Source organism: Streptomyces luteogriseus, assembly GCF_014205055.1.
Taxonomy (GTDB): domain Bacteria; phylum Actinomycetota; class Actinomycetes; order Streptomycetales; family Streptomycetaceae; genus Streptomyces; species Streptomyces luteogriseus.
In genome coordinates this window covers 3,096,994-3,114,888 of sequence record NZ_JACHMS010000001.1, presented here as the reverse complement: position 1 = coordinate 3,114,888, position 17,895 = coordinate 3,096,994, and the positions used below count along the sequence as shown (strand labels likewise).

Sequence of the window (17,895 nt, the reverse complement as noted above, 5' to 3'; positions counted from 1 at the left end):
TCGACGGCATGGCCGACACCTCGCTTGACCTCACGCTGGACGCCGCGGAGCTCACCGCCCGGCTCGTCGACTTCCGTTCCGAGAGCGGTACCGAGAAGCCCCTCGCGGACGCGATCGAGACCGCGCTGCGCGCGCTGCCCCACCTGACGGTCGACCGGTACGGCAACAACGTCGTCGCCCGCACGAACCTCGGGCGCTCCGAGCGGGTGATCCTGGCCGGGCACATCGACACCGTGCCGATCGCGGACAACGTCCCCTCCCGGCTCGACGAGGACGGCGTCCTGTGGGGCTGCGGCACCTGCGACATGAAGTCGGGCGTCGCCGTGCAACTGCGTATCGCGGCCACGGTCCCCGCCCCCAACCGCGACCTGACCTTCGTCTTCTACGACAACGAGGAGGTCGCCGCCGAGCTGAACGGCCTCAAGCACGTCTCCGAGACGCACCCCGAGTGGCTGGAGGGCGACTTCGCGGTGCTCCTGGAACCGTCGGACGGCCAGGTCGAGGGCGGCTGCCAGGGCACGCTGCGGGTGCTGCTGAAGACCACGGGCGAGCGGGCCCACTCGGCGCGCGGCTGGATGGGCTCCAACGCGATCCACGCCGCCGCCCCGATCCTCGCCCGCCTGGCCTCCTACGAGCCGCGCTGGCCGGTGATCGACGGCCTGGAGTACCGCGAGGGCCTGAACGCGGTGGGCATCGGCGGGGGAGTGGCCGGCAACGTGATCCCCGACGAGTGCTGCGTCACCGTCAACTTCCGCTACGCGCCCGACCGCACGCCCGAGGAAGCCGTCGCCCATGTCCGTGAGGTGTTCGCGGACTGCGGGGTGGAGGAGTTCGAGGTCGTCGACCACAGCGGTGCGGCGATGCCCGGTCTGTCCCATCCGGCGGCGAAGGCGTTCATCGAGGCGGTCGGCGGCACCCCCATGCCGAAGTACGGCTGGACGGACGTCTCCCGCTTCTCGGCGCTCGGCGTCCCGGCGGTCAACTACGGCCCCGGCAACCCCCACTTGGCGCACAAGCGGGACGAGCGCGTGGAGATCGCCAAGATCCTCGCGGGCGAGGAGCGCCTGCGGAACTGGCTGACCGCCTGACCCCACCGGGGAACCGACGGGTTTACGGCGCTTCATCGCGGACATGCTCACGTCCCTCGTTCGTAACCCGCGTAGATCTACGCTGAGGTGGAAAGACAGGCACGACGGAGGGAGCGCACATGGCGACCGGCAACCCCGAGGGGAAGAAGCAGCCGCCGGAGGAGAAGCGCCTGGGCCCGGTCCTCCAGAGGCGGGACCAGGTGCAGGCCAGCACCACCGACCAGCGGCTGCTGGACGAGCGGGCCCCCTCCGACTGGGTCCACACCGACCCCTGGCGCGTGCTGCGCATCCAGTCGGAGTTCATCGAAGGCTTCGGCACGCTCGCCGAACTCCCGCCCGCGATCAGCGTCTTCGGCTCGGCCCGGACCCCGGCGGACTCACCCGAGTACGAGGCGGGTGTGCGATTGGGGCAGGGCCTGGTCGACGCGGGCTTCGCCGTCATCACCGGCGGCGGCCCGGGGGCGATGGAGGCGGCCAACAAGGGCGCCCTCGAGGCGAAGGGCATGTCGGTCGGCCTCGGTATCGAGCTGCCGTTCGAGCAGGGGCTGAACCCGTACGTCGACATCGGCCTGAACTTCCGCTACTTCTTCGTCCGGAAGATGATGTTCGTCAAGTACGCCCAGGGCTTCGTCGTCCTGCCCGGCGGCCTCGGCACCCTCGACGAGCTCTTCGAGGCCCTCACGCTGGTCCAGACCCAGAAGGTCACGCGCTTCCCGATCGTCCTCTTCGGCAGCGACTACTGGGGCGGCCTGGTCGACTGGCTCCGCGACACGGTGATCGCCCAGGGCAAGGCGGCCGAGAAGGACCTGCTGCTGTTCCACGTGACCGACGACGTGGACGAGGCGGTGGCGCTGGTGTCGAAGGAGGCGGGCCGCTAGGGCCCGTAGAGGGGCGTAGGCCGGAGCCCAGGGGGTGGTGCCCCCCTGGACCTCGGTCAGGCCAGCCCGCGCCGGGCTACGGCAGGGGCCCGATGCCCCGCGATCGTCGCCACCATGTCCAACACCTGCCGCGTCTCGGCGACCTCGTGCACCCGGTACACCTGCGCCCCCAGCCACGCGGACACAGCCGTCGTCGCCAGCGTCCCCACCACCCGTTCCTTCACGGGGCGGTCCAGCGTCTCCCCGACGAAGTCCTTGTTGGACAGCGACACCAGCACCGGCCACCCCGTGGCGACCATCTCGTCCAGCCGCCGCGTCGCCTCCAGGCTGTGCCGCGTGTTCTTCCCGAAGTCATGACCGGGGTCGATCATGATCGACCCCCGCGGCACGCCCAGCGCGAGCGCCCGCTCGGCCAGCCCGACCGTCACGTCCAGGATGTCCGCCATGACGTCGTCGTACTCGATCCGGTGCGGCCGCGTCCGCGGCTCCGCCCCGCCCGCGTGCGTGCACACCAGGCCCACCCGGTACCGCGCGGCCACCTCCGCCAACCCCGGATCGACCCCGCCCCACGCGTCGTTCAGCAGATCGGCCCCGGCCTCGCACACGGCCTCGCCGACCTCGGCCCGCCAGGTGTCCACGCTGATGATCACGTCCGGGAACCGCCGCCGCACCTCCGCGACGAACCCGACCGTCCGCCGGGCCTCCTCCTCGGCCGTGACCTCCTCGCCCGGCCCGGCCTTGACCCCGCCGATGTCGATGATCGCGGCTCCCTCGGCCACGGCCTGCTCCACGCGCGCGAGGGCCGGCTCGTCGCGGAAGGTGGCGCCCTGGTCGTAGAAGGAGTCCGGGGTGCGGTTCACGATCGCCATGATCACCGGCTCGTGCGTCCCGAATTCCCGCCTGCCCAGCCTGAGCATCCCCTGTGACCTTTCCTGGTACGTCCCGTCTTCCGCCGCCTGCGACCCTAACCGTCGGACTCGCATGGCACGATCGGAGCCTGACAACATCCGACTCGGAGGACTCCCGGGGAGTCCGATCCATCCGACCGTGGGGGCCCCGCGATGGTTATGTTCCTGTTCCTGGTCGTCGCGCTCGCCGTCGTGGTCGGCGCGGTGACCCTCGCCGTCGTGGGCGGCGGCGAGAACAGCCCGCTGCCCGAGGCCGCCCCCGAGCGGCTGCGGGACCCGCTCCCCCCGGACCGCCCGGTCGACCGCGCGGACGTGGAGGGCCTGCGCTTCCCGCTCGCCGCCCGCGGCTACCGCATGGCGGACGTGGACGACGCCCTCAGCCGCCTGGGCGCCGAGCTCGCCGAGCGCGACGCCCGCATCGCCGACCTGGAGTCGGCCCTGGCCGGTGCCCGGTCGGCCGCCGCCCAGGGGCCCGTGCACGCCTCCGGGGAGAACCACGTGTCCATGGACAAGCGGCAGGAGGACCGGCCGTGAGCGACGGCACCGCCCTGGCCGGCCCGGACGGCGCGCTGCGCTGCCCCTGGGCCCTGTCCGCCCCGGAGTACGTGACGTACCACGACGAGGAGTGGGGCCGCCCGGTCCACGGCGACGACGCGCTGTTCGAGCGGCTCAGCCTGGAGGCCTTCCAGTCCGGCCTGTCCTGGATCACGATCCTGCGCCGCCGCCCCGGCTTCCGCGCCGCCTTCGCCGACTTCAAGATCGCCTCGGTGGCCGCCTTCACCGACGAGGACCGCGAGCGCCTGCTGGCCGACGCCGGCATCATCCGCAACCGCGCCAAGATCGACGCGACCCTCGCCAACGCGCGTGCGCTGACCGAATGGTCCCCGGGCGAACTGGACGAGCTGATCTGGTCCCACGCCCCCGAGCCGGCCGGCCGGCCGGTCCCGAAGACCCTCTCCGACGTCCCACCCGTCACCCCCGAGTCGACGGCGCTGTCCAAGGCGCTGAAGAAGCGTGGCCTGCGGTTCGTCGGCCCGACGACGGCGTATGCGCTGATGCAGGCGTGCGGCCTGGTGGACGATCACCTGGAGACCTGCGTCGCCCGAAGGGGCGCGTAGGGGGCGCGGGACGAGCGCTAGCGCCCCAAGTACTTCGGCTTCTCCTTGTTGACGAAGGCCTGGACCGCGATCGCGTGGTCCTCGGAGGAGCCCGCCCGGGTCTGGAGCTCGTCCTCCTTCTCCAGGGCCTCCTCCAAGGAGTGCGTCAGCCCGAACGCCACCGACTCCTTCAGCGCCGCGTACGCCACCGTCGGGCCCTCGGCCAGCGCCCGCGCCACCTTCTCGGCCTCCGCCCGCAGGTCGCCGGCCGGTACCAGCCGGTTGGCGATGCCCAGCTCGTACGCCTCCTGCGCGCTGATGCTCCGCGGGAAGAGCAGCAGGTCAGCGGCCCGGCCCGGGCCGATCACCCGCGGCAGCGTCCAGGAGATCCCCGAGTCGGCGGTCAGCGCCACCCCGGCGAACGAGGTGTTGAACGCCGCCGTGTCCGCCACGATCCGGTAGTCCGCGGCGAGCGCGAAGCCGAAGCCCGCCCCGGCCGCCACCCCGTTCACCGCCGCGACGACCGGCTTCGCCGCCCCGGCCAGCGCCCGCACGATCGGGTTGTAGTGCTCCCGCACCGTGCTCATGGTCTGGCCGGAGCCGGTCTCCCGGTCCTGGACCAGCAGCCCGATGTGCTCCTTGAGGTCCTGCCCGACGCAGAACGCCCGGTCACCGGCGGCTGTCAGCAGCACCGCCCGTACGGTGCCGTCGCCCGCCGCCGACTCGACCGCCTCCCGCAGGGCGACCTTGGCCGCCACGTTCAGCGCGTTCATCGCCTCCGGGCGGTTCAGCGTGATCGTCGCGAGTCCGTCGCTCACCTCGTAGAGCACGGTGTCCGTCATGGCGTATCCCCTCCGAGTCGCGGATCGGTGGCGTACCGGCCGGTACGCCCCGGGTCTGCAGGACAGCATGACGGAGATCATCGACGGGGAACCGGCCCGGACGTGTGACCTGCGTCAAAGAATTCTCGCCCGGATTCGTTCGGCGGATGTGTGTGCGGTGGCGGAGTATCGCAGTCTCATCGCCGAATTGAGTGGTTTTGCTCGCGTGCGTTGCCCAAGCGATGCCTACTGATGTTGGTCATCGGGTCCTGAGATGCGGGATAATGGCTTGGAAGCAATGTGTTCGATGCCGGTGTCGCGTGTCCTGCCACAAGGGCCGCACGTGTGCCCTTCTCAGGGGCCGTCGGCTTTGACGATGAGCTGGGTTTCAGGAAGGGGAACGAGCATGGCGGCCATGAAGCCGCGAACGGGTGATGGCCCGCTCGAGGTGACCAAGGAGGGGCGGGGCATCGTCATGCGCGTTCCGCTCGAAGGCGGCGGTCGGCTCGTCGTCGAGCTGACCCCGGACGAGGCCGACGCGCTCGGCGACGCCCTCAAGAAGGTCGTCGGCTGACGCGCAAGCGACCATACCCTTTCAGTTGCCCCGGCATCACCTGTGGTGCCGGGGCGGCTGTTTTCTCCCCGACGACACTCGCCTGCCCCGGCATCCGCCCGGCTAACGTGCGGTCCGGCTGACGTGCGGACGGGCTAGCGTTTCACCGCGCACAGCAGACCGTCGCCCACCGGCAGCAGGGACGGCACCAGCTCCTGGCTCTCGCGCACCGCGCGCAGCAGCTCCCGCAGTCGCAGCACCTCGGTGGGCTGCGGTCCGGAGTCGACCGTCCGGCCGTTGGCGAAGGCGCCCTCGAAGACGACCAGCCCGCCGGTGCGCAGCAGACGCAACGATTCAGCGAGGTAGTCCATGACCTCCAGGCGGTCACCGTCGCAGAAGACCAGGTCGTAGCCGGCGTCCGCGAGGCGCGGCAGCACGTCCAGGGCGCGGCCCGGGATGAAGCGGGCCCGGTTGCTGGCGAAGCCGGAGGCGCGGAAGGCCTGCCGGGCGAACTGCTGGTGCTCGGGCTCCGGGTCCACGGTCGTCAGGACGCCGTCCGGCCGCATACCGTGCAGCAGGTGGATCCCGGAGACACCACAGCCGGTCCCGATCTCCGCGACGGCCTTCGCGTCGACCGACGCGGCCAGCAACCGCAGCGCGGCGCCCGTGCCGGGCGTCACCGAGCGCAGCCCTGCCTCACGGGCCCGGTCCCGGGCCCAGTGCAGCGCTTCGTCCTCGGCGACATAGGCGTCGGCGAACGCCCAGCTCGTCTGCCGGTTGCCGGTAATGACCCTCTCCTGTCCCCGTGAATGCCTGGGCGTGACTGTATCCGTTGGGCACGGGAACCCGCAGATGGGACCGGTCGTTTAAAGGGATGAGCAAGTGGTGCGGGTCGGGACGGGGGGCTGGCGGTGGATCGGATCGGCGAGCAAGTGCCAACGCAGCAGTACGAGGGGTATCCACCCACATCAAATTCTCGTAAAACCGCTTATCCGGTCCTAACGGGCGAGGTGGCTATGGTAGGGGCTCCACTGGACACCACCAGAGCTGACAGGGGAGGTGCGGCTGCGCCTGTGGATCGCGGAGGAGTGCTCCGGCGCTTCCTCGGATCGGCGGGCAGGCCGACATCCGTGAACGACACCGCTGCTGACCACAGTCACGCCGCTGACTTCGCCCAGACCGCGACCTTCACCACCGACGCGGACGGGCAGGCGTGGACTCCGCCCACGTGGGAGGAGATCGTCAGCACGCACAGCGGCCGGGTCTACCGGCTCGCCTATCGCCTCACCGGTAACCAGCACGACGCGGAGGACCTCACGCAGGAGGTCTTCGTCCGCGTCTTCCGCTCTCTGTCGACCTATACGCCGGGCACCTTCGAGGGCTGGCTGCACCGCATCACCACGAACCTGTTCCTGGACATGGTCCGCCGCAAGCAGCGCATCCGCTTCGACGCGCTCGGCGACGACGCGGCCGAGCGGCTGCCCAGCAAGGAGCCCACGCCGCAGCAGGTCTTCAACGACGCGCACTTCGACGCGGACGTCCAGCAGGCCCTCGACACCCTCGCCCCCGAGTTCCGCGCCGCGGTCGTCCTGTGCGACATCGAAGGACTGTCGTACGAGGAGATCGCCGCGACCCTCGGTGTCAAGCTCGGCACGGTCCGCTCGCGGATCCACCGCGGGCGCTCGCAGCTGCGCAAGGCCCTCGCGCACCGCTCACCGGAGGCGCGCGCCGAGCGCCGCTCCTTCGTGCCCCGTGTCCCTGCCCTGGGAGGAGGGGGCGCGAGCGCGTGAGCGGATCTCGGCCGAAAGCCTCCGAGGGTCACCTCGCAGAGCAGCATCTGGGAGACCGACTCTCCGCCCTGGTGGACGGAGAGCTCGGTCATGACGCGCGTGAGCGCGTACTGGCGCATGTGGCCACCTGCCCGAAGTGCAAGGCGGAGGTGGACGCCCAGCGCCGGCTGAAGAACGTCTTCGCGGAGGCGGCCCCGCCGCCCCCGTCCGAGAGTTTCCTGGCCCGCCTGCAGGGACTACCCGCGGGCGGCGGCCCGGACGGTGAGGTCACACCGCCGGGCGGCGGAGGGCTGCGCGGAGGCCTGTCCGGACGGTTCGGATCGTCCGGCGCCTTCGGAGTGAAGCGCGGTGAGCGGTTCGAGTTCGGGTACGCCCCGTCCCGGCCGCACCTGCCCGTGCTGCCCGCGCCCCAGGGCGACCGGAGCCTCCCCTCCGACACGGGCGGTCTGCCCTCCGGCCACCGCGGCCTCCCCTCGGCGAGGGGCTTCCGCATCCACGACGTCGGCCGGCACGACGGCGACCGGTCCTCCTCGCGGCTGCGGTTCGCGTTCGCTGCCGCCGGCGCCGTCTCCCTGGCCGCGATCGCGCTGGGCGGCGTCACCACGGTCGCCCCGACCGACACGGAGGTCCGCGGCGGCCAGGGCACCGGGAGCAACGTGACACCGATGCGCACCCAGGGCACCGGCGCCGCGACCCCGCCCGAATCCCAGCGCCGCCGGACCGCGCCACTGCTCGGACAGGTGCACGGGCAGAACACGCTCGGCCACGCCCCGGTCGCCCCGACCGAGGTGTCCGCCCCGCTCCTGCCCGGGGTGCCGTCCGCCGCCCGGCACCAGGCACTGCACGCCCTGACCGCCCCGGTGATGGCCGGTGCCGCGGTCATGTCCCCGCTGATACGACCGCTCGAGGCGGCCACACCGGCCGCCCTGACCTCGTGGTCATCGGTCCCCGAGATCACGGCCCCCCTGTTCGCCGTGCCCCTCCCGGACCCCTCCTCGTCCCCCTCTTCCTCCGCCTCCTCGCGCACGGCTCACTGACCGGCCTCTGCGCGGCGGCCCGCGAACCTGATTGAATCCGGGGGTTGTCGCCCGCCGCCGAGGTGTGGCCGGGCGCCGATTCGACGAACTGCGGCCACCGCGACGAGCCGTGCCGCGGCTGTGGGGAGAGCATGAACGAGGGGAAGCCCACGAAGGCGAAGTGGTGGAGCCGTCCACGGCCGCAGGACCCGTCCGGGGACCCGGACGGTACGGGCGGTACGGGCGGTACGGACGGGGCGCGGGGACCGGCGACGGCCCCGGCGAACCTGACCGACCGTGACGGTGACTTCGAGCTGGCACGTCCAGCGGCTCCGCACGATGCAGACGGTGACTACGAGCTGAGGCGTCCCGAGGCGGCGCCTGCCGCCGCATCGACCGCCATCGCGTCACCTGCGGAGGCCGCCGCCCCGGTCCCCGCCGCCCGGGAGGCCGAACAGGACGTCCCTGTCGCGTCCGCCGCGCCCTCAGCCTCACCCGCCGCGCCGGTCGCAGGAGCTCCCAGACCGCTGCACGACCCGGACCCGTACAGCACCCCGCCCTACGGCGAGCCCGGCCCCTGGGCACCCGCCCCGCCCGTCCAGCACCCGGCGACCTCCGCCACGCCGGCGCAGGGCGTGGCGATACCCGGGCAGCCGGCCGTGCCGGGCACCCCGGCCGTGCCGTCGGTGCACGGCACACCGCCAGCCCCGGCCACCGGGACCCCGGCGCCCGCCGCTTCCGCCTCTCACGCGCCTGCCGCTCACGTGCCGGCCGAGATGCCCGCCCCCGGCACGCCCGCGCCCCTGCCGGCCCCCGGCGCACCCGCGCCGGTCTACGCCGAACCTCCGGCGCCCGCCCCCGACCCCTGGCAGCGCTACGACCCCTGGGCGGCTGCCGCGGCCGCCCAGGGGCACGGCCCTCTCCAGCAGAACGGCGCCGCCGTGCTCAGCACGGAGCAGCGGCGCAAGCGCGGCAAGAAGTCCCTGGTGCTCGGTGCCGTGCTGCTCGCGCTCGTGTCCGGGGGCTTCGGCGGCGTCGTGGGGACGTATCTGGAGCGGAACGGGGGCGTCGGGACGGTCGAGCTGCCCCAGGCCGGGAAAGAGGCCTCCGCACGGGACGCGGACAGTGTGGCCGGGATCGCCGGACGGGCCCTCCCCAGCGTGGTCACCCTGCATGTCAGCGGCGCCGGCGAGCAGGGCACGGGCACCGGCTTCGTGCTCGACACCCGCGGGCACATCCTCACCAACAACCACGTCGTGCAGCCCGCCGGCTCGGGCGGTGAGATCACCGTGACCTTCAACGGGGGGCAGACCGCCCAGGCCGAGGTCGTCGGCCGGGACAGCGGCTACGACCTCGCCGTCGTGAAGGTGAAGGGCGTCAGCGGACTCACCCCGCTGTCCCTCGGCAACTCGGACAACGTGCAGGTCGGCGACCCTGTCGTGGCCATCGGAGCCCCCTTCGACCTGGCCGGGACGGTCACCTCCGGCATCATCAGCGCCAAGCAGCGGCCCATCACGGCCGGCGGCGAGAAGGGCGACGGCAGCGACGTGTCGTACGTCGACGCGCTGCAGACCGACGCGCCCATCAACCCCGGCAATTCCGGCGGGCCCCTGCTCGACGCCCGGGCCCGGGTCATCGGCATCAACTCGGCCATCCGGTCGGCGGACAGCGGCTCCACGCAGGACGGCAGCCGGTCCGGTTCGATAGGCCTCGGCTTCGCCATACCCATCAACCAGGGAAAACGTGTCGCGGAAGAGCTGATCAACACGGGGAAGGCGACGCACCCGGTCATCGGCATCACCCTGGACATGGACTACTCGGGCGACGGCGCGCGCGTCGCCACCGAGGGCCGTGAGGGCGGAGCGCCGGTCACCGCGGGCGGCCCGGGCGCCAAGGCCGGGATCAAGCCGGGTGACGTGATCACGGAGGTCGACGGCAGCCGGGTGCACTCCGGTGAGGAACTGATCGTCAAGACCCGCGCGCACCGCCCCGGCGACCGGCTGGAGCTGACCGTCGAACGCGGCGGCAAGGAGCGGAAGGTCTCGCTCGTCCTCGGATCGTCCGGCGGCTGAGATGAGGTGCGGGACTCGCGAAGTCACCTCAACAGGCCCCACAAGGGGCCAACAAGACAAACAATCGGGAAAGCGCTCCCACCTCCCGCACTCGGAGGTCCCGGGACAGTACCGGTCGGACAGGATCGCCGGGTACCGTGGATCCGGCCCGGACCACGGCAAGACCCGCACCGACCACGAGGGCCGAGGACCGAGGACCGAGGACATCGCAAGGAGCTTCAGGTGTTCAATGACATAGGACCACTCGAGCTGGTGACGCTCATCGTCCTCGCCGTGCTCGTCTTCGGTCCGGACAAGCTCCCCAAGGTCATCCAGGACGTGACGCGCACGATCCGGAAGATCCGTGAGTTCTCGGAGAGCGCCAAGAACGACATCCGGGATGAACTCGGCCCGGAGTTCAAGGACTTCGAGTTCGAGGACCTCAACCCCAAGACGTTCATCCGCAAGCAGCTGGACAACGAGGACCTGGGGCTCAAGGAGATCCGCAACGGCTTCGACCTGAAGAAGGAGATGGCGGAGGTCACCGACGCCGTCCACAGCCGTGACGCCGACCCGTCCTCCGCGTCGTCCGCCGGGTCCTCCGGTGGTCGCATCGACATGACGAAGAAGCCGGAGACGCCCGCCCCGGACGACCGGCCGCCCTTCGACGCGGACGCCACCTGAGCGACACGCCCAGGGGCGCCCCCCCGCGCGTGACGCGTTTCATACTCCTATCGGGCTGCGTACGGCCTGATCCGGGCGCCCGTGCGGCCCACGCGCCGGGCGGTTTCCCTGCTGCTCGCAGCGGTGTGGCTATGCTGCCGAGTTGTTGTGCGGACCGTGACGAGTACGCCCGAAGGGGGGCGGGCCGTTCCGGTCCGACTAGAGCGAGGAGGCGTCCGGGCACATGGAGACGACGAGTCGGGCAGTCGCGCAGACGCCGGCCGCGGAGGGTGGACAACAGGTCCCCTCCGCCCGGCGTACGGTCGACGGCTACCTGCGTGCGCCCTTCCCGTGGTACGGCCTCGACGAGGCCTTCACGGGACCGCGCTGGCTGATGCAGGTCGGTACGACGGCCGACGGCGCCGTGGAACACGGGTCGATCGGGCACGGGGACGAACCCACGGTGCGCAACGAGCACGCGGCCGGTGGCGATCAGGATTCCAAGGAGAAGTTCGCGGTCGTCGTGACCGTGGCGGCGAACCCCTCACGGCGCACGGCGGACGGGACGGGGCTGCTGGAGGCCACGTCGGTGTCCTCCGCGGCGTGGCTCGCCGGGGTGGGGCTGCTGTCCTTCACCTGGCCCGGGCACATGGACCACACGCTGCGGGACGACTGGCTGGAGCAGCAGACCGAGACGGCGTGGGTGCTGGCGGACGACCTGGAGGGGGACGACTGGTCGACGCTGTCGCTTCCCGTGGACGGGGTGCCGACGGCGTTCCACTACCGGGAGTCCGAGTTCGGCTGGGTGCTGGCCGGGTCCACCTCGTCGGGGGTTCACGTCGGGGCGTACGGCCGGGGCATGAGTGCGTATGGGCTCGGCTTCGCCGTGGTGAAGGACATCGCGGCGTACGCGTGAGTTCCGGGGCGCCGTGTGTGTTTCGGCGCCCCTTCGCCGTGGGCTCTTCGCTTCGTGGGCGTCTGCGGGTGCGATGTGGCCGGTCGCGCAGTTCCCCGCGCCCCTGGGGGCTGCCCCCCAAGGGCGTCTCGATCTAGAACTTGTTCCTCGGGGTGATCCCCAGGGACAGGCCCGACAGACCGCGCTGCCGTCCTCCCAGCTTGCCCGCGATCGCCCGAAGGGCCGAGCCCGCCGGGGAGTCCGGGTCGCTGAGGACGACCGGCTTGCCGTCGTCGCCGCCCTCGCGCAGGCGGACGTCGATGGGGATGCTGCCGAGGACCGGGACGTTCGTGCCGGTCGTGCGGGTCAGGCCGTCGGCGACCGTCTGACCGCCGCCCGTGCCGAAGACGTCGACCATCTCGTCGCAGTGCGGGCAGGGCAGGCCGGACATGTTCTCGACCACGCCGACGATCTTCTGGTGGGTCTGCACGGCGATGGAGCCCGCGCGCTCGGCGACCTCGGCCGCCGCCTGCTGCGGGGTCGTCACGACCAGGATCTCGGCGTTCGGGACCAGCTGGGCCACGGAGATCGCGATGTCGCCGGTGCCGGGCGGCAGGTCCAGGAGGAGGACGTCCAGGTCGCCCCAGTACACGTCCGCCAGGAACTGCTGGAGGGCGCGGTGGAGCATCGGGCCGCGCCAGACGACCGGGGCGTTGCCCGGGGTGAACATGCCGATCGAGATGACCTTCACGCCGTTCGCCGACGGCGGCATGATCATGTTCTCGACCTGGGTGGGACGGCCGTCGGCGCCCAGCATGCGCGGCACGGAGTGGCCGTAGATGTCGGCGTCGACGACACCGACCTTGAGGCCGTCGGCCGCCATCGCCGCCGCCAGGTTGACCGTCACCGAGGACTTGCCGACGCCGCCCTTGCCGGAGGCGACCGCGTAGACGCGGGTCAGGCTGCCCGGCTTGGCGAAGGGGACCTCGCGCTCGGTCTGGCCGCCGCGCAGGGCGGACGCCAGTTCCTTGCGCTGCTCGTCGCTCATCACGTCGAGCGTGACGTCGACGCGGGTGACGCCCTCGACCGCGGAGACCGCGTCGGTCACGCGCTGCGTGATCGTCTCCCGCATCGGGCAGCCCGAGACCGTGAGGTACACGGTGACCGCGACCGCCCCGTCCGCACCGATCTCCACGGATTTGACCATCCCGAGTTCGGTGATGGGCTTGTGGATCTCGGGGTCGTTCACCGTCGCCAGTGCCTCGCGCACCGCGTCTTCCGTAGCCATAGGACGATGGTACGGCGCTGTACCGGTGCGTAGGAAAGCGTCTCAGCGGTCGTCTGCGTCACGTCCCCGTGGCCGTTCCGCCGGGAATACGACGGGGTCGTGCCGGTGGCCGTTCTGCCGTTCCTCCATCTCCTTGACCCAGTCCTGCAGCTCCGAGCGGATCCAGTCGCGGGTGGCGACCTCGCCCAGGCCGATGCGCAGGGCGGCGATCTCGCGGGTCAGGTACTCGGTGTCCGCGATCGACCGCTCGTTCTGCTTGCGGTCCTGCTCCAGGTTGACCCGGTCGCGGTCGTCCTGCCGGTTCTGCGCGAGGAGGATCAGCGGGGCGGCGTAGGAGGCCTGGAGGGACAGCATCAGGGTCAGGAAGATGAACGGGTACTCGTCGAACCGCAGCGGCCGGGGCGCGAGACTGTTCCACGCCACCCACAGGATGATGGCGGCCGTCATCCAGACCAGGAACCGTCCGGTGCCGAGGAAGCGCGCGATGCGTTCCGAGAACCGTCCGAAGGCCTCCGGGTCGTACTCGGGCAGGATCCGGTGCCTGGGCACGCCCGGCTGGTCGAGGCGGGCGGCGCGCGGCCGGGAGGCGGCCGTGGCGCCCGTCGGCGTGCGCTCGCGCAGGGTGTCGCGCTCAGGAACCATCGGTCGCCACCTCCTCGTCCAAGTGGAACTCCGTCTCCCGCCAGTCCTCGGGGAGCATGTGGTCGAGTACGTCGTCCACGGTCACCGCGCCCAGCAGCGAGCCGGCCTCGTCGACCACGGGGGCCGCGACCATGTCGTACGTGGCGAAGAAGCCCGCGATGGCCGGCAGCTCCGCCTCGGGGTCGAGGGGCTGCAGGTCGCTGTCCAGGATCGAGCTGACCAGGGAGGGCGGTGGCTCCCGCAGCAGGCGCTGGAAGTGGACCGTGCCCAGGTACTTGCCGGTCGGGGTCTCGTCGGGTGGGCGGCAGACGTAGACCTGGGCCGCCAGGGCGGGGGAGAGGTCCGCGTTGCGGACGCGGGCGAGGGCATCGGCGACGGTGGCGTCCGGGCGCAGCACGATCGGCTCCGTGGTCATCAGACCGCCCGCCGTGCGGTCCTCGTACGACATCAGGCGCCGCATGTCGGCCGCATCGCCGGGCTGCATCAGGCGCAGCAGCCGCTCCTGATCGTCCGTCGGCAGCTCGCCCAGCAGGTCGGCGGCGTCGTCCGGGTCCATGGCCTCCAGGACGTCGGCGGCGCGCTCCTCCTTGAGCTTGCCGAGGATCTCGATCTGGTCGTCCTCCGGGAGCTCCTCCAGCACGTCGGCCAGGCGGTCGTCGTCCAGGGCGGCGGCGACCTCGGCCCGGCGCTTGGGGGAGAGATGGTGCAGGACGTTGGCCAGGTCGGCCGGGCGCAGCTGCTCGAACGTGGCGAGGAGGCTCTCCGCGCCCTGCCCCTGTTCCTCCAGGGAGAAGCCGGTCACGGCGGTCCACTCGACGGTCAGTGCCTCGCCCTTGGCACGCCGGAAGGCACTTCCCTTCCGGCCCTTGCGGACGAAGACCCGGTCGATCTCCCACTCCCGGCGGGCCGGCAGCTGATGCACCGACAGGTCGAGCACGGAGACCTCCTCGCCGGTCTCGGTGAGCGTCACGCGCCGGTCCAGCAGTTCCCCGAAGACGAGCCGCTCGGTGGGCCGCTGCTCGAAGCGCCGGACGTTCAGCACGCCGGTGGTGATGACCTGGCCGGACTGGATGGCCGTGACCCGGGTCATGGGCAGGAAGATGCGGCGGCGGGTGGCGAGTTCTACGACGAGGCCGAGCAGTCTCGGCGGTCGCTGCCCCACCCGCAGCATGACGACCAGATCGCGCACCCGCCCCACCTGATCGCCGGCGGGGTCGAAGACGGCGATACCGGAGAGGTGCGAGACGAAGATCCGGGGGGCGCCCGCTGCCATGGCCGCGGCTCCTTTTCGTGCGGGGTGGTTCGTGGTGGCTGTGTGAGTGGCTGTCTTTGTGCCTGTGTCTTCCGAATTGCCCGCTCGGGTGGGCTTCAGGCTAGCCCGTCCCGATCGGCGACGCGTCGGCGGGCGGTCCGGACGGACTGGCTCCGATCTGCCCGTACGACCCCGGTACCCTGCGGTACGCCGTTCAGGTCTCCCGTCAGAGAGGCAGCCCCACCTGTGACTCCGATTCGCCAGAACCGTGGCCGCGGCGCCGCACTCGCGAGCGCGGTGTGCGCGCTGCTCGTGACGGGAACGGTGCTCACCGGCTGCGCGGAGGATCCGAACGAGGGCACCAACGGGGTCGGCAGACTCCCCGCCGCCAAGATCCAGGGCAAGACCCGGTCGGCCGCCGAGTCCGCCGGGGCGGTCCGGATGCACGGCAACGTCGTCAGCGGCGGGCGGACCTACGCGCTCGACGTGCGGCTGAAGGACGACGGCGGCGACGGCTCGGTCACCTCCGAGGGCGCGACCTTCAAACTGCTGCGCATCGGCGAGCAGCTCTACGTCAAGGCGGACGCCGAGTTCTGGACTCACGGCGACGGCAAGGGCGACAGCGGCGAGGGGGACGCGGCGGCGGCCTCCAAGCTCGGTGGCAAGTTCGTGAAGGTGCCGCAGGGCGACCCCTCGTACAAGAAGTTCAGCGGTTTCACGGACAAGGGTCTCCTCCTCGACAGTCTGCTGACCCTGCACGGGACGCTCGCGACGGACGGCCACGACGAGGAGGCGGGCGTCCGCACCATCCGCGTCACCGGTGACAAGGGCTCCGGCGGCACCCTGGAGGTCTCCCTGGAGGGCAAGCCGTACCCGCTGCGCCTGGAGCGGGCCGGCGGGGCGGGGACTCTCACGTTCTCCGGCTGGGGTGAGGACTTCTCCCTCAGGGAGCCGGAGAAGAACGAGACGGTGGACTACGGCAAGCAGCTGCCGGCGTCGTAGGCCGTCAGGCCCGTTTGCGCTTCTTCAGCAGCAGGCGGGGCAGACCCGCCGGGACCGGCCGGCGGGTGAGCGCCGGGGAGGGCAGCGGCGGCTGGGACAGAGAGCCGTCGGGCAGTTGCCCCGTCGCCCCGGTCGGCTCCAGGCGCAGCACCCGGCACTCGCGGGCCCAGCGCCCGGGCATGGCCTCGCCGTCGGGCGCGTTCAGCCGTTTGCCCTTGAGCTCGGCGACCGCCGCGTCCCACGCCTCGGAGCCCGGCGCGAGTTCGGCGACCCGCGCCGTCCAGGTGACCAGCCGGCCGCCCTTGTCCTTGCTGCGGACCGTCACCTTCGCCTCGGCGCCGTCGGCGAGCCCCGGCAGCGGCTGTTCGCCCGGCCCGTCGCCGACCAGGCACGCGGCACCCTCGTGCCACACGTGCCACAGCGCACGCGCCGGGCCGTCGGGGCCCTGCACCCAGACGAGGCCGGACTTCTTCGTGGCCTCCTCGACGAGGGCCTGGTCGAGCAGCTCGCTTGTCATGGGCACCAGCCTATCCAGGCCGCTCACAGCCAGCCGTTGCGCTTCAGGGTGCGGTGGATGCCGAGACAGACGACCACCGTGAAGCCCAGGATCACCGGGTAGCCGTACCGCCAGTGCAGCTCGGGCATGTGGTCGAAGTTCATGCCGTACACACCGCACACCATCGTCGGCACGGCGATGATCGCGGCCCAGGAGGTGATCTTCCGCATGTCCTCGTTCTGGGCGACGGACGCCTGCGCGAGGTTGGCCTGGAGGATGGAGTTGAGCAGTTCGTCGAAGCCGAGGACCTGCTCCTGGACGCGGGCCAGGTGGTCGGCGACGTCCCGGAAGTACTTCTGGATGTCGGGGTCGATCAGCCGCATCGGCCGCTCGCTCAGCAGCTGCATGGGCCGCAGCAGGGGCGACACGGCCCGCTTGAACTCCAGCACCTCGCGCTTGAGTTGGTAGATGCGGCCGGCGTCCGAACCGCGCGGCGAGCCCTTGCGGCCCGGGGAGAACACCTCGGTCTCGACCTCGTCGATGTCGTCCTGCACCGCGTCGGCGACGGCGATGTAACCGTCGACGACGTGGTCCGCGATGGCGTGCAGCACGGCGGAGGGGCCCTTGGCGAGCAGTTCGGGGTCGTCCTGGAGGCGGTGCCTGAGGGCCCGCAGGGAGCCCTGCCCGCCGTGCCGGACGGTGATGAAGAAGTCCCGTCCGGTGAAGCACATGACCTCGCCCGACTCGACGACCTCGCTGTTGGCGTCGAGCTGGTCGTGCTCGACGTAGTGGATGGTCTTGAAGACCGTGAAGAGGGAGTCGTCGTACCGCTCCAGCTTGGGCCGCTGGTGGGCCTGGACGGCGTCCTCCACGGCCAGCGGGTGCAGCCCGAACTCACCGGCGATGCCGGAGAATTCGGCCTCCGTCGGCTCGTGCAGCCCGATCCACACGAAACCCCCGTCGCGGCGCACCAGGCGCACCGCCTCGTGCGGGGTCAGGGCGGTCTCGGTCTCGATGCGGCGGCCGTCCCGGTAGACGGCGCAGTCGACGACGGCCGAGGCGGCCGCGGGGCTGCGGGTGGCGTCGTACGTCCCGCCGTCCTTGCGCAGCGACACACGGGACGGACGGACGACTGCTGCGCGCAGGTCGCGGATCATCGACATGGCGGGCTCCTTCGCGGGCACGCAACGAACGGCGCCGGCGACGGGTGGAACCACCCGGAATGAGGACGTAGTGACTACGGATGTTTGGCACGTCCACAAAGCGGGGAGCACCGCACCGTCGCGGTGGCCGGTTTCGTTACTGATTCAGCTACTGAGGCAGATCAGGCAAAGCGAAACGAAGCGCTCTTCCGCGGTGAAGCGAGTGCGAGAGGTGGCAGCCAGAGACAGAAGCAGCTACATCGACGGCGCGAAGAGCGTGGTGCTACTGCACGGTCGACTTCGATCCATTGCA

Annotated in this window: 19 protein-coding genes; 11 read left to right on the top strand and 8 right to left on the bottom strand. The window is 71.5% G+C overall.

The annotated features are described in order from the left end of the window. Positions 1 to 8: 8 nt before the first annotated feature. Entirely contained in the window at positions 9 to 1,088 is a 1,080-nt protein-coding gene (dapE, locus tag BJ965_RS13280) for a succinyl-diaminopimelate desuccinylase (RefSeq protein ID WP_184908826.1), read from the top strand. Positions 1,089 to 1,207: 119 nt separating this feature from the next. Beyond that, positions 1,208 to 1,966 carry an LOG family protein gene (locus BJ965_RS13275; protein ID WP_031109448.1) on the top strand — a complete coding sequence of 253 codons (759 nt, stop codon included), beginning with the start codon at positions 1,208 to 1,210 and terminating at the stop codon, positions 1,964 to 1,966. A gap of 56 nt (positions 1,967 to 2,022) precedes the next feature. On the opposite strand, the gene folP is transcribed toward BJ965_RS13275, so the two are convergent. Beyond that, positions 2,023 to 2,883, bottom strand: coding sequence for a dihydropteroate synthase (gene folP / locus BJ965_RS13270; RefSeq protein WP_184908825.1), 861 nt, complete (start codon positions 2,881 to 2,883; stop codon positions 2,023 to 2,025). 144 nt (positions 2,884 to 3,027) lie between these two features. Between folP and BJ965_RS13265 the strand changes: the two genes are divergently transcribed. Together BJ965_RS13265 and BJ965_RS13260 are read left to right on the top strand one after the other, a co-directional pair. Then, positions 3,028 to 3,408, top strand: coding sequence for a DivIVA domain-containing protein (locus BJ965_RS13265; protein WP_246545890.1), 381 nt, complete (start codon positions 3,028 to 3,030; stop codon positions 3,406 to 3,408). Then, positions 3,405 to 3,992, top strand: a complete 588-nt coding sequence (locus BJ965_RS13260) for a DNA-3-methyladenine glycosylase I (RefSeq protein ID WP_184908824.1) — start codon at positions 3,405 to 3,407, stop codon at positions 3,990 to 3,992. The genes BJ965_RS13265 and BJ965_RS13260 overlap by 4 nt, the downstream gene beginning before the upstream one ends. 17 nt (positions 3,993 to 4,009) lie before the next feature. Here the strand turns inward: BJ965_RS13260 and chcB are convergent, their stop codons facing one another. Beyond that, positions 4,010 to 4,813: a 2-cyclohexenylcarbonyl CoA isomerase gene (gene chcB, locus BJ965_RS13255; protein ID WP_184908823.1), complete on the bottom strand. Its 804-nt coding sequence runs from the start codon at positions 4,811 to 4,813 to the stop codon at positions 4,010 to 4,012. Between the two features lie 385 nt (positions 4,814 to 5,198). On the opposite strand from chcB, the gene BJ965_RS13250 reads away from it, so the two are divergent. Continuing rightward, positions 5,199 to 5,366, top strand: coding sequence for a DUF3117 domain-containing protein (locus BJ965_RS13250; protein WP_003966491.1), 168 nt, complete (start codon positions 5,199 to 5,201; stop codon positions 5,364 to 5,366). Positions 5,367 to 5,500: 134 nt separating this feature from the next. Here BJ965_RS13250 and BJ965_RS13245 read toward each other — a convergent pair whose 3' ends face one another. Beyond that, positions 5,501 to 6,199 (bottom strand): O-methyltransferase, encoded by a 699-nt coding sequence (locus BJ965_RS13245; RefSeq protein ID WP_269783204.1) that lies wholly within the window; start codon positions 6,197 to 6,199, stop codon positions 5,501 to 5,503. A gap of 234 nt (positions 6,200 to 6,433) precedes the next feature. On the opposite strand from BJ965_RS13245, the gene sigE reads away from it, so the two are divergent. The 5 genes from sigE to BJ965_RS13220 all read left to right on the top strand — a co-directional run bounded on the left by sigE (position 6,434) and on the right by BJ965_RS13220 (position 11,781). Next, the gene (sigE, locus tag BJ965_RS13240) at positions 6,434 to 7,135 is read left to right on the top strand and encodes an RNA polymerase sigma factor SigE (RefSeq protein WP_037833444.1); all 702 of its coding nucleotides are present in this window, start codon (positions 6,434 to 6,436) and stop codon (positions 7,133 to 7,135) included. Beyond that, complete coding sequence (locus BJ965_RS13235; protein WP_184908822.1) at positions 7,132 to 8,172, top strand: anti-sigma factor family protein; 1,041 nt, start codon at positions 7,132 to 7,134, stop codon at positions 8,170 to 8,172. Before sigE ends, BJ965_RS13235 begins: the two co-directional genes overlap by 4 nt. A 131-nt stretch (positions 8,173 to 8,303) precedes the next feature. Next, positions 8,304 to 10,223: a S1C family serine protease gene (locus tag BJ965_RS13230; RefSeq protein ID WP_184908821.1), complete on the top strand. Its 1,920-nt coding sequence runs from the start codon at positions 8,304 to 8,306 to the stop codon at positions 10,221 to 10,223. A gap of 222 nt (positions 10,224 to 10,445) precedes the next feature. Beyond that, positions 10,446 to 10,886, top strand: coding sequence for a sec-independent translocase (locus BJ965_RS13225; protein ID WP_184908820.1), 441 nt, complete (start codon positions 10,446 to 10,448; stop codon positions 10,884 to 10,886). A 223-nt stretch (positions 10,887 to 11,109) separates the two neighbouring features. Further along, positions 11,110 to 11,781, top strand: a complete 672-nt coding sequence (locus tag BJ965_RS13220; RefSeq protein WP_184908819.1) for a hypothetical protein — start codon at positions 11,110 to 11,112, stop codon at positions 11,779 to 11,781. A gap of 133 nt (positions 11,782 to 11,914) precedes the next feature. Here the strand turns inward: BJ965_RS13220 and BJ965_RS13215 are convergent, their stop codons facing one another. The 3 genes from BJ965_RS13215 to BJ965_RS13205 are packed head-to-tail and all read right to left on the bottom strand — an operon-like array spanning position 11,915 to position 14,963. Continuing rightward, a complete protein-coding gene (locus BJ965_RS13215; protein WP_030854741.1) occupies positions 11,915 to 13,048 on the bottom strand; it encodes an Mrp/NBP35 family ATP-binding protein in 1,134 nt (377 codons plus the stop codon). 42 nt (positions 13,049 to 13,090) lie between these two features. Next, entirely contained in the window at positions 13,091 to 13,690 is a 600-nt protein-coding gene (locus BJ965_RS13210; RefSeq protein ID WP_184908818.1) for a DUF1003 domain-containing protein, read from the bottom strand. After that, positions 13,680 to 14,963, bottom strand: a complete 1,284-nt coding sequence (locus BJ965_RS13205) for a magnesium transporter MgtE N-terminal domain-containing protein (protein ID WP_030854746.1) — start codon at positions 14,961 to 14,963, stop codon at positions 13,680 to 13,682. The genes BJ965_RS13210 and BJ965_RS13205 overlap by 11 nt, the downstream gene beginning before the upstream one ends. A gap of 225 nt (positions 14,964 to 15,188) precedes the next feature. Here BJ965_RS13205 and BJ965_RS13200 point away from each other — a divergent pair, with 225 nt between their 5' ends. After that, positions 15,189 to 15,944, top strand: coding sequence for a hypothetical protein (locus tag BJ965_RS13200; protein WP_184908817.1), 756 nt, complete (start codon positions 15,189 to 15,191; stop codon positions 15,942 to 15,944). Between the two features lie 4 nt (positions 15,945 to 15,948). On the opposite strand, the gene BJ965_RS13195 is transcribed toward BJ965_RS13200, so the two are convergent. Both BJ965_RS13195 and BJ965_RS13190 read right to left on the bottom strand, forming a co-directional pair. Next, a complete protein-coding gene (locus BJ965_RS13195; protein WP_184908816.1) occupies positions 15,949 to 16,461 on the bottom strand; it encodes a hypothetical protein in 513 nt (170 codons plus the stop codon). A gap of 23 nt (positions 16,462 to 16,484) precedes the next feature. After that, positions 16,485 to 17,603: a magnesium and cobalt transport protein CorA gene (locus BJ965_RS13190; protein WP_184908815.1), complete on the bottom strand. Its 1,119-nt coding sequence runs from the start codon at positions 17,601 to 17,603 to the stop codon at positions 16,485 to 16,487. Between the last annotated feature and the right edge of the window lie 292 nt (positions 17,604 to 17,895).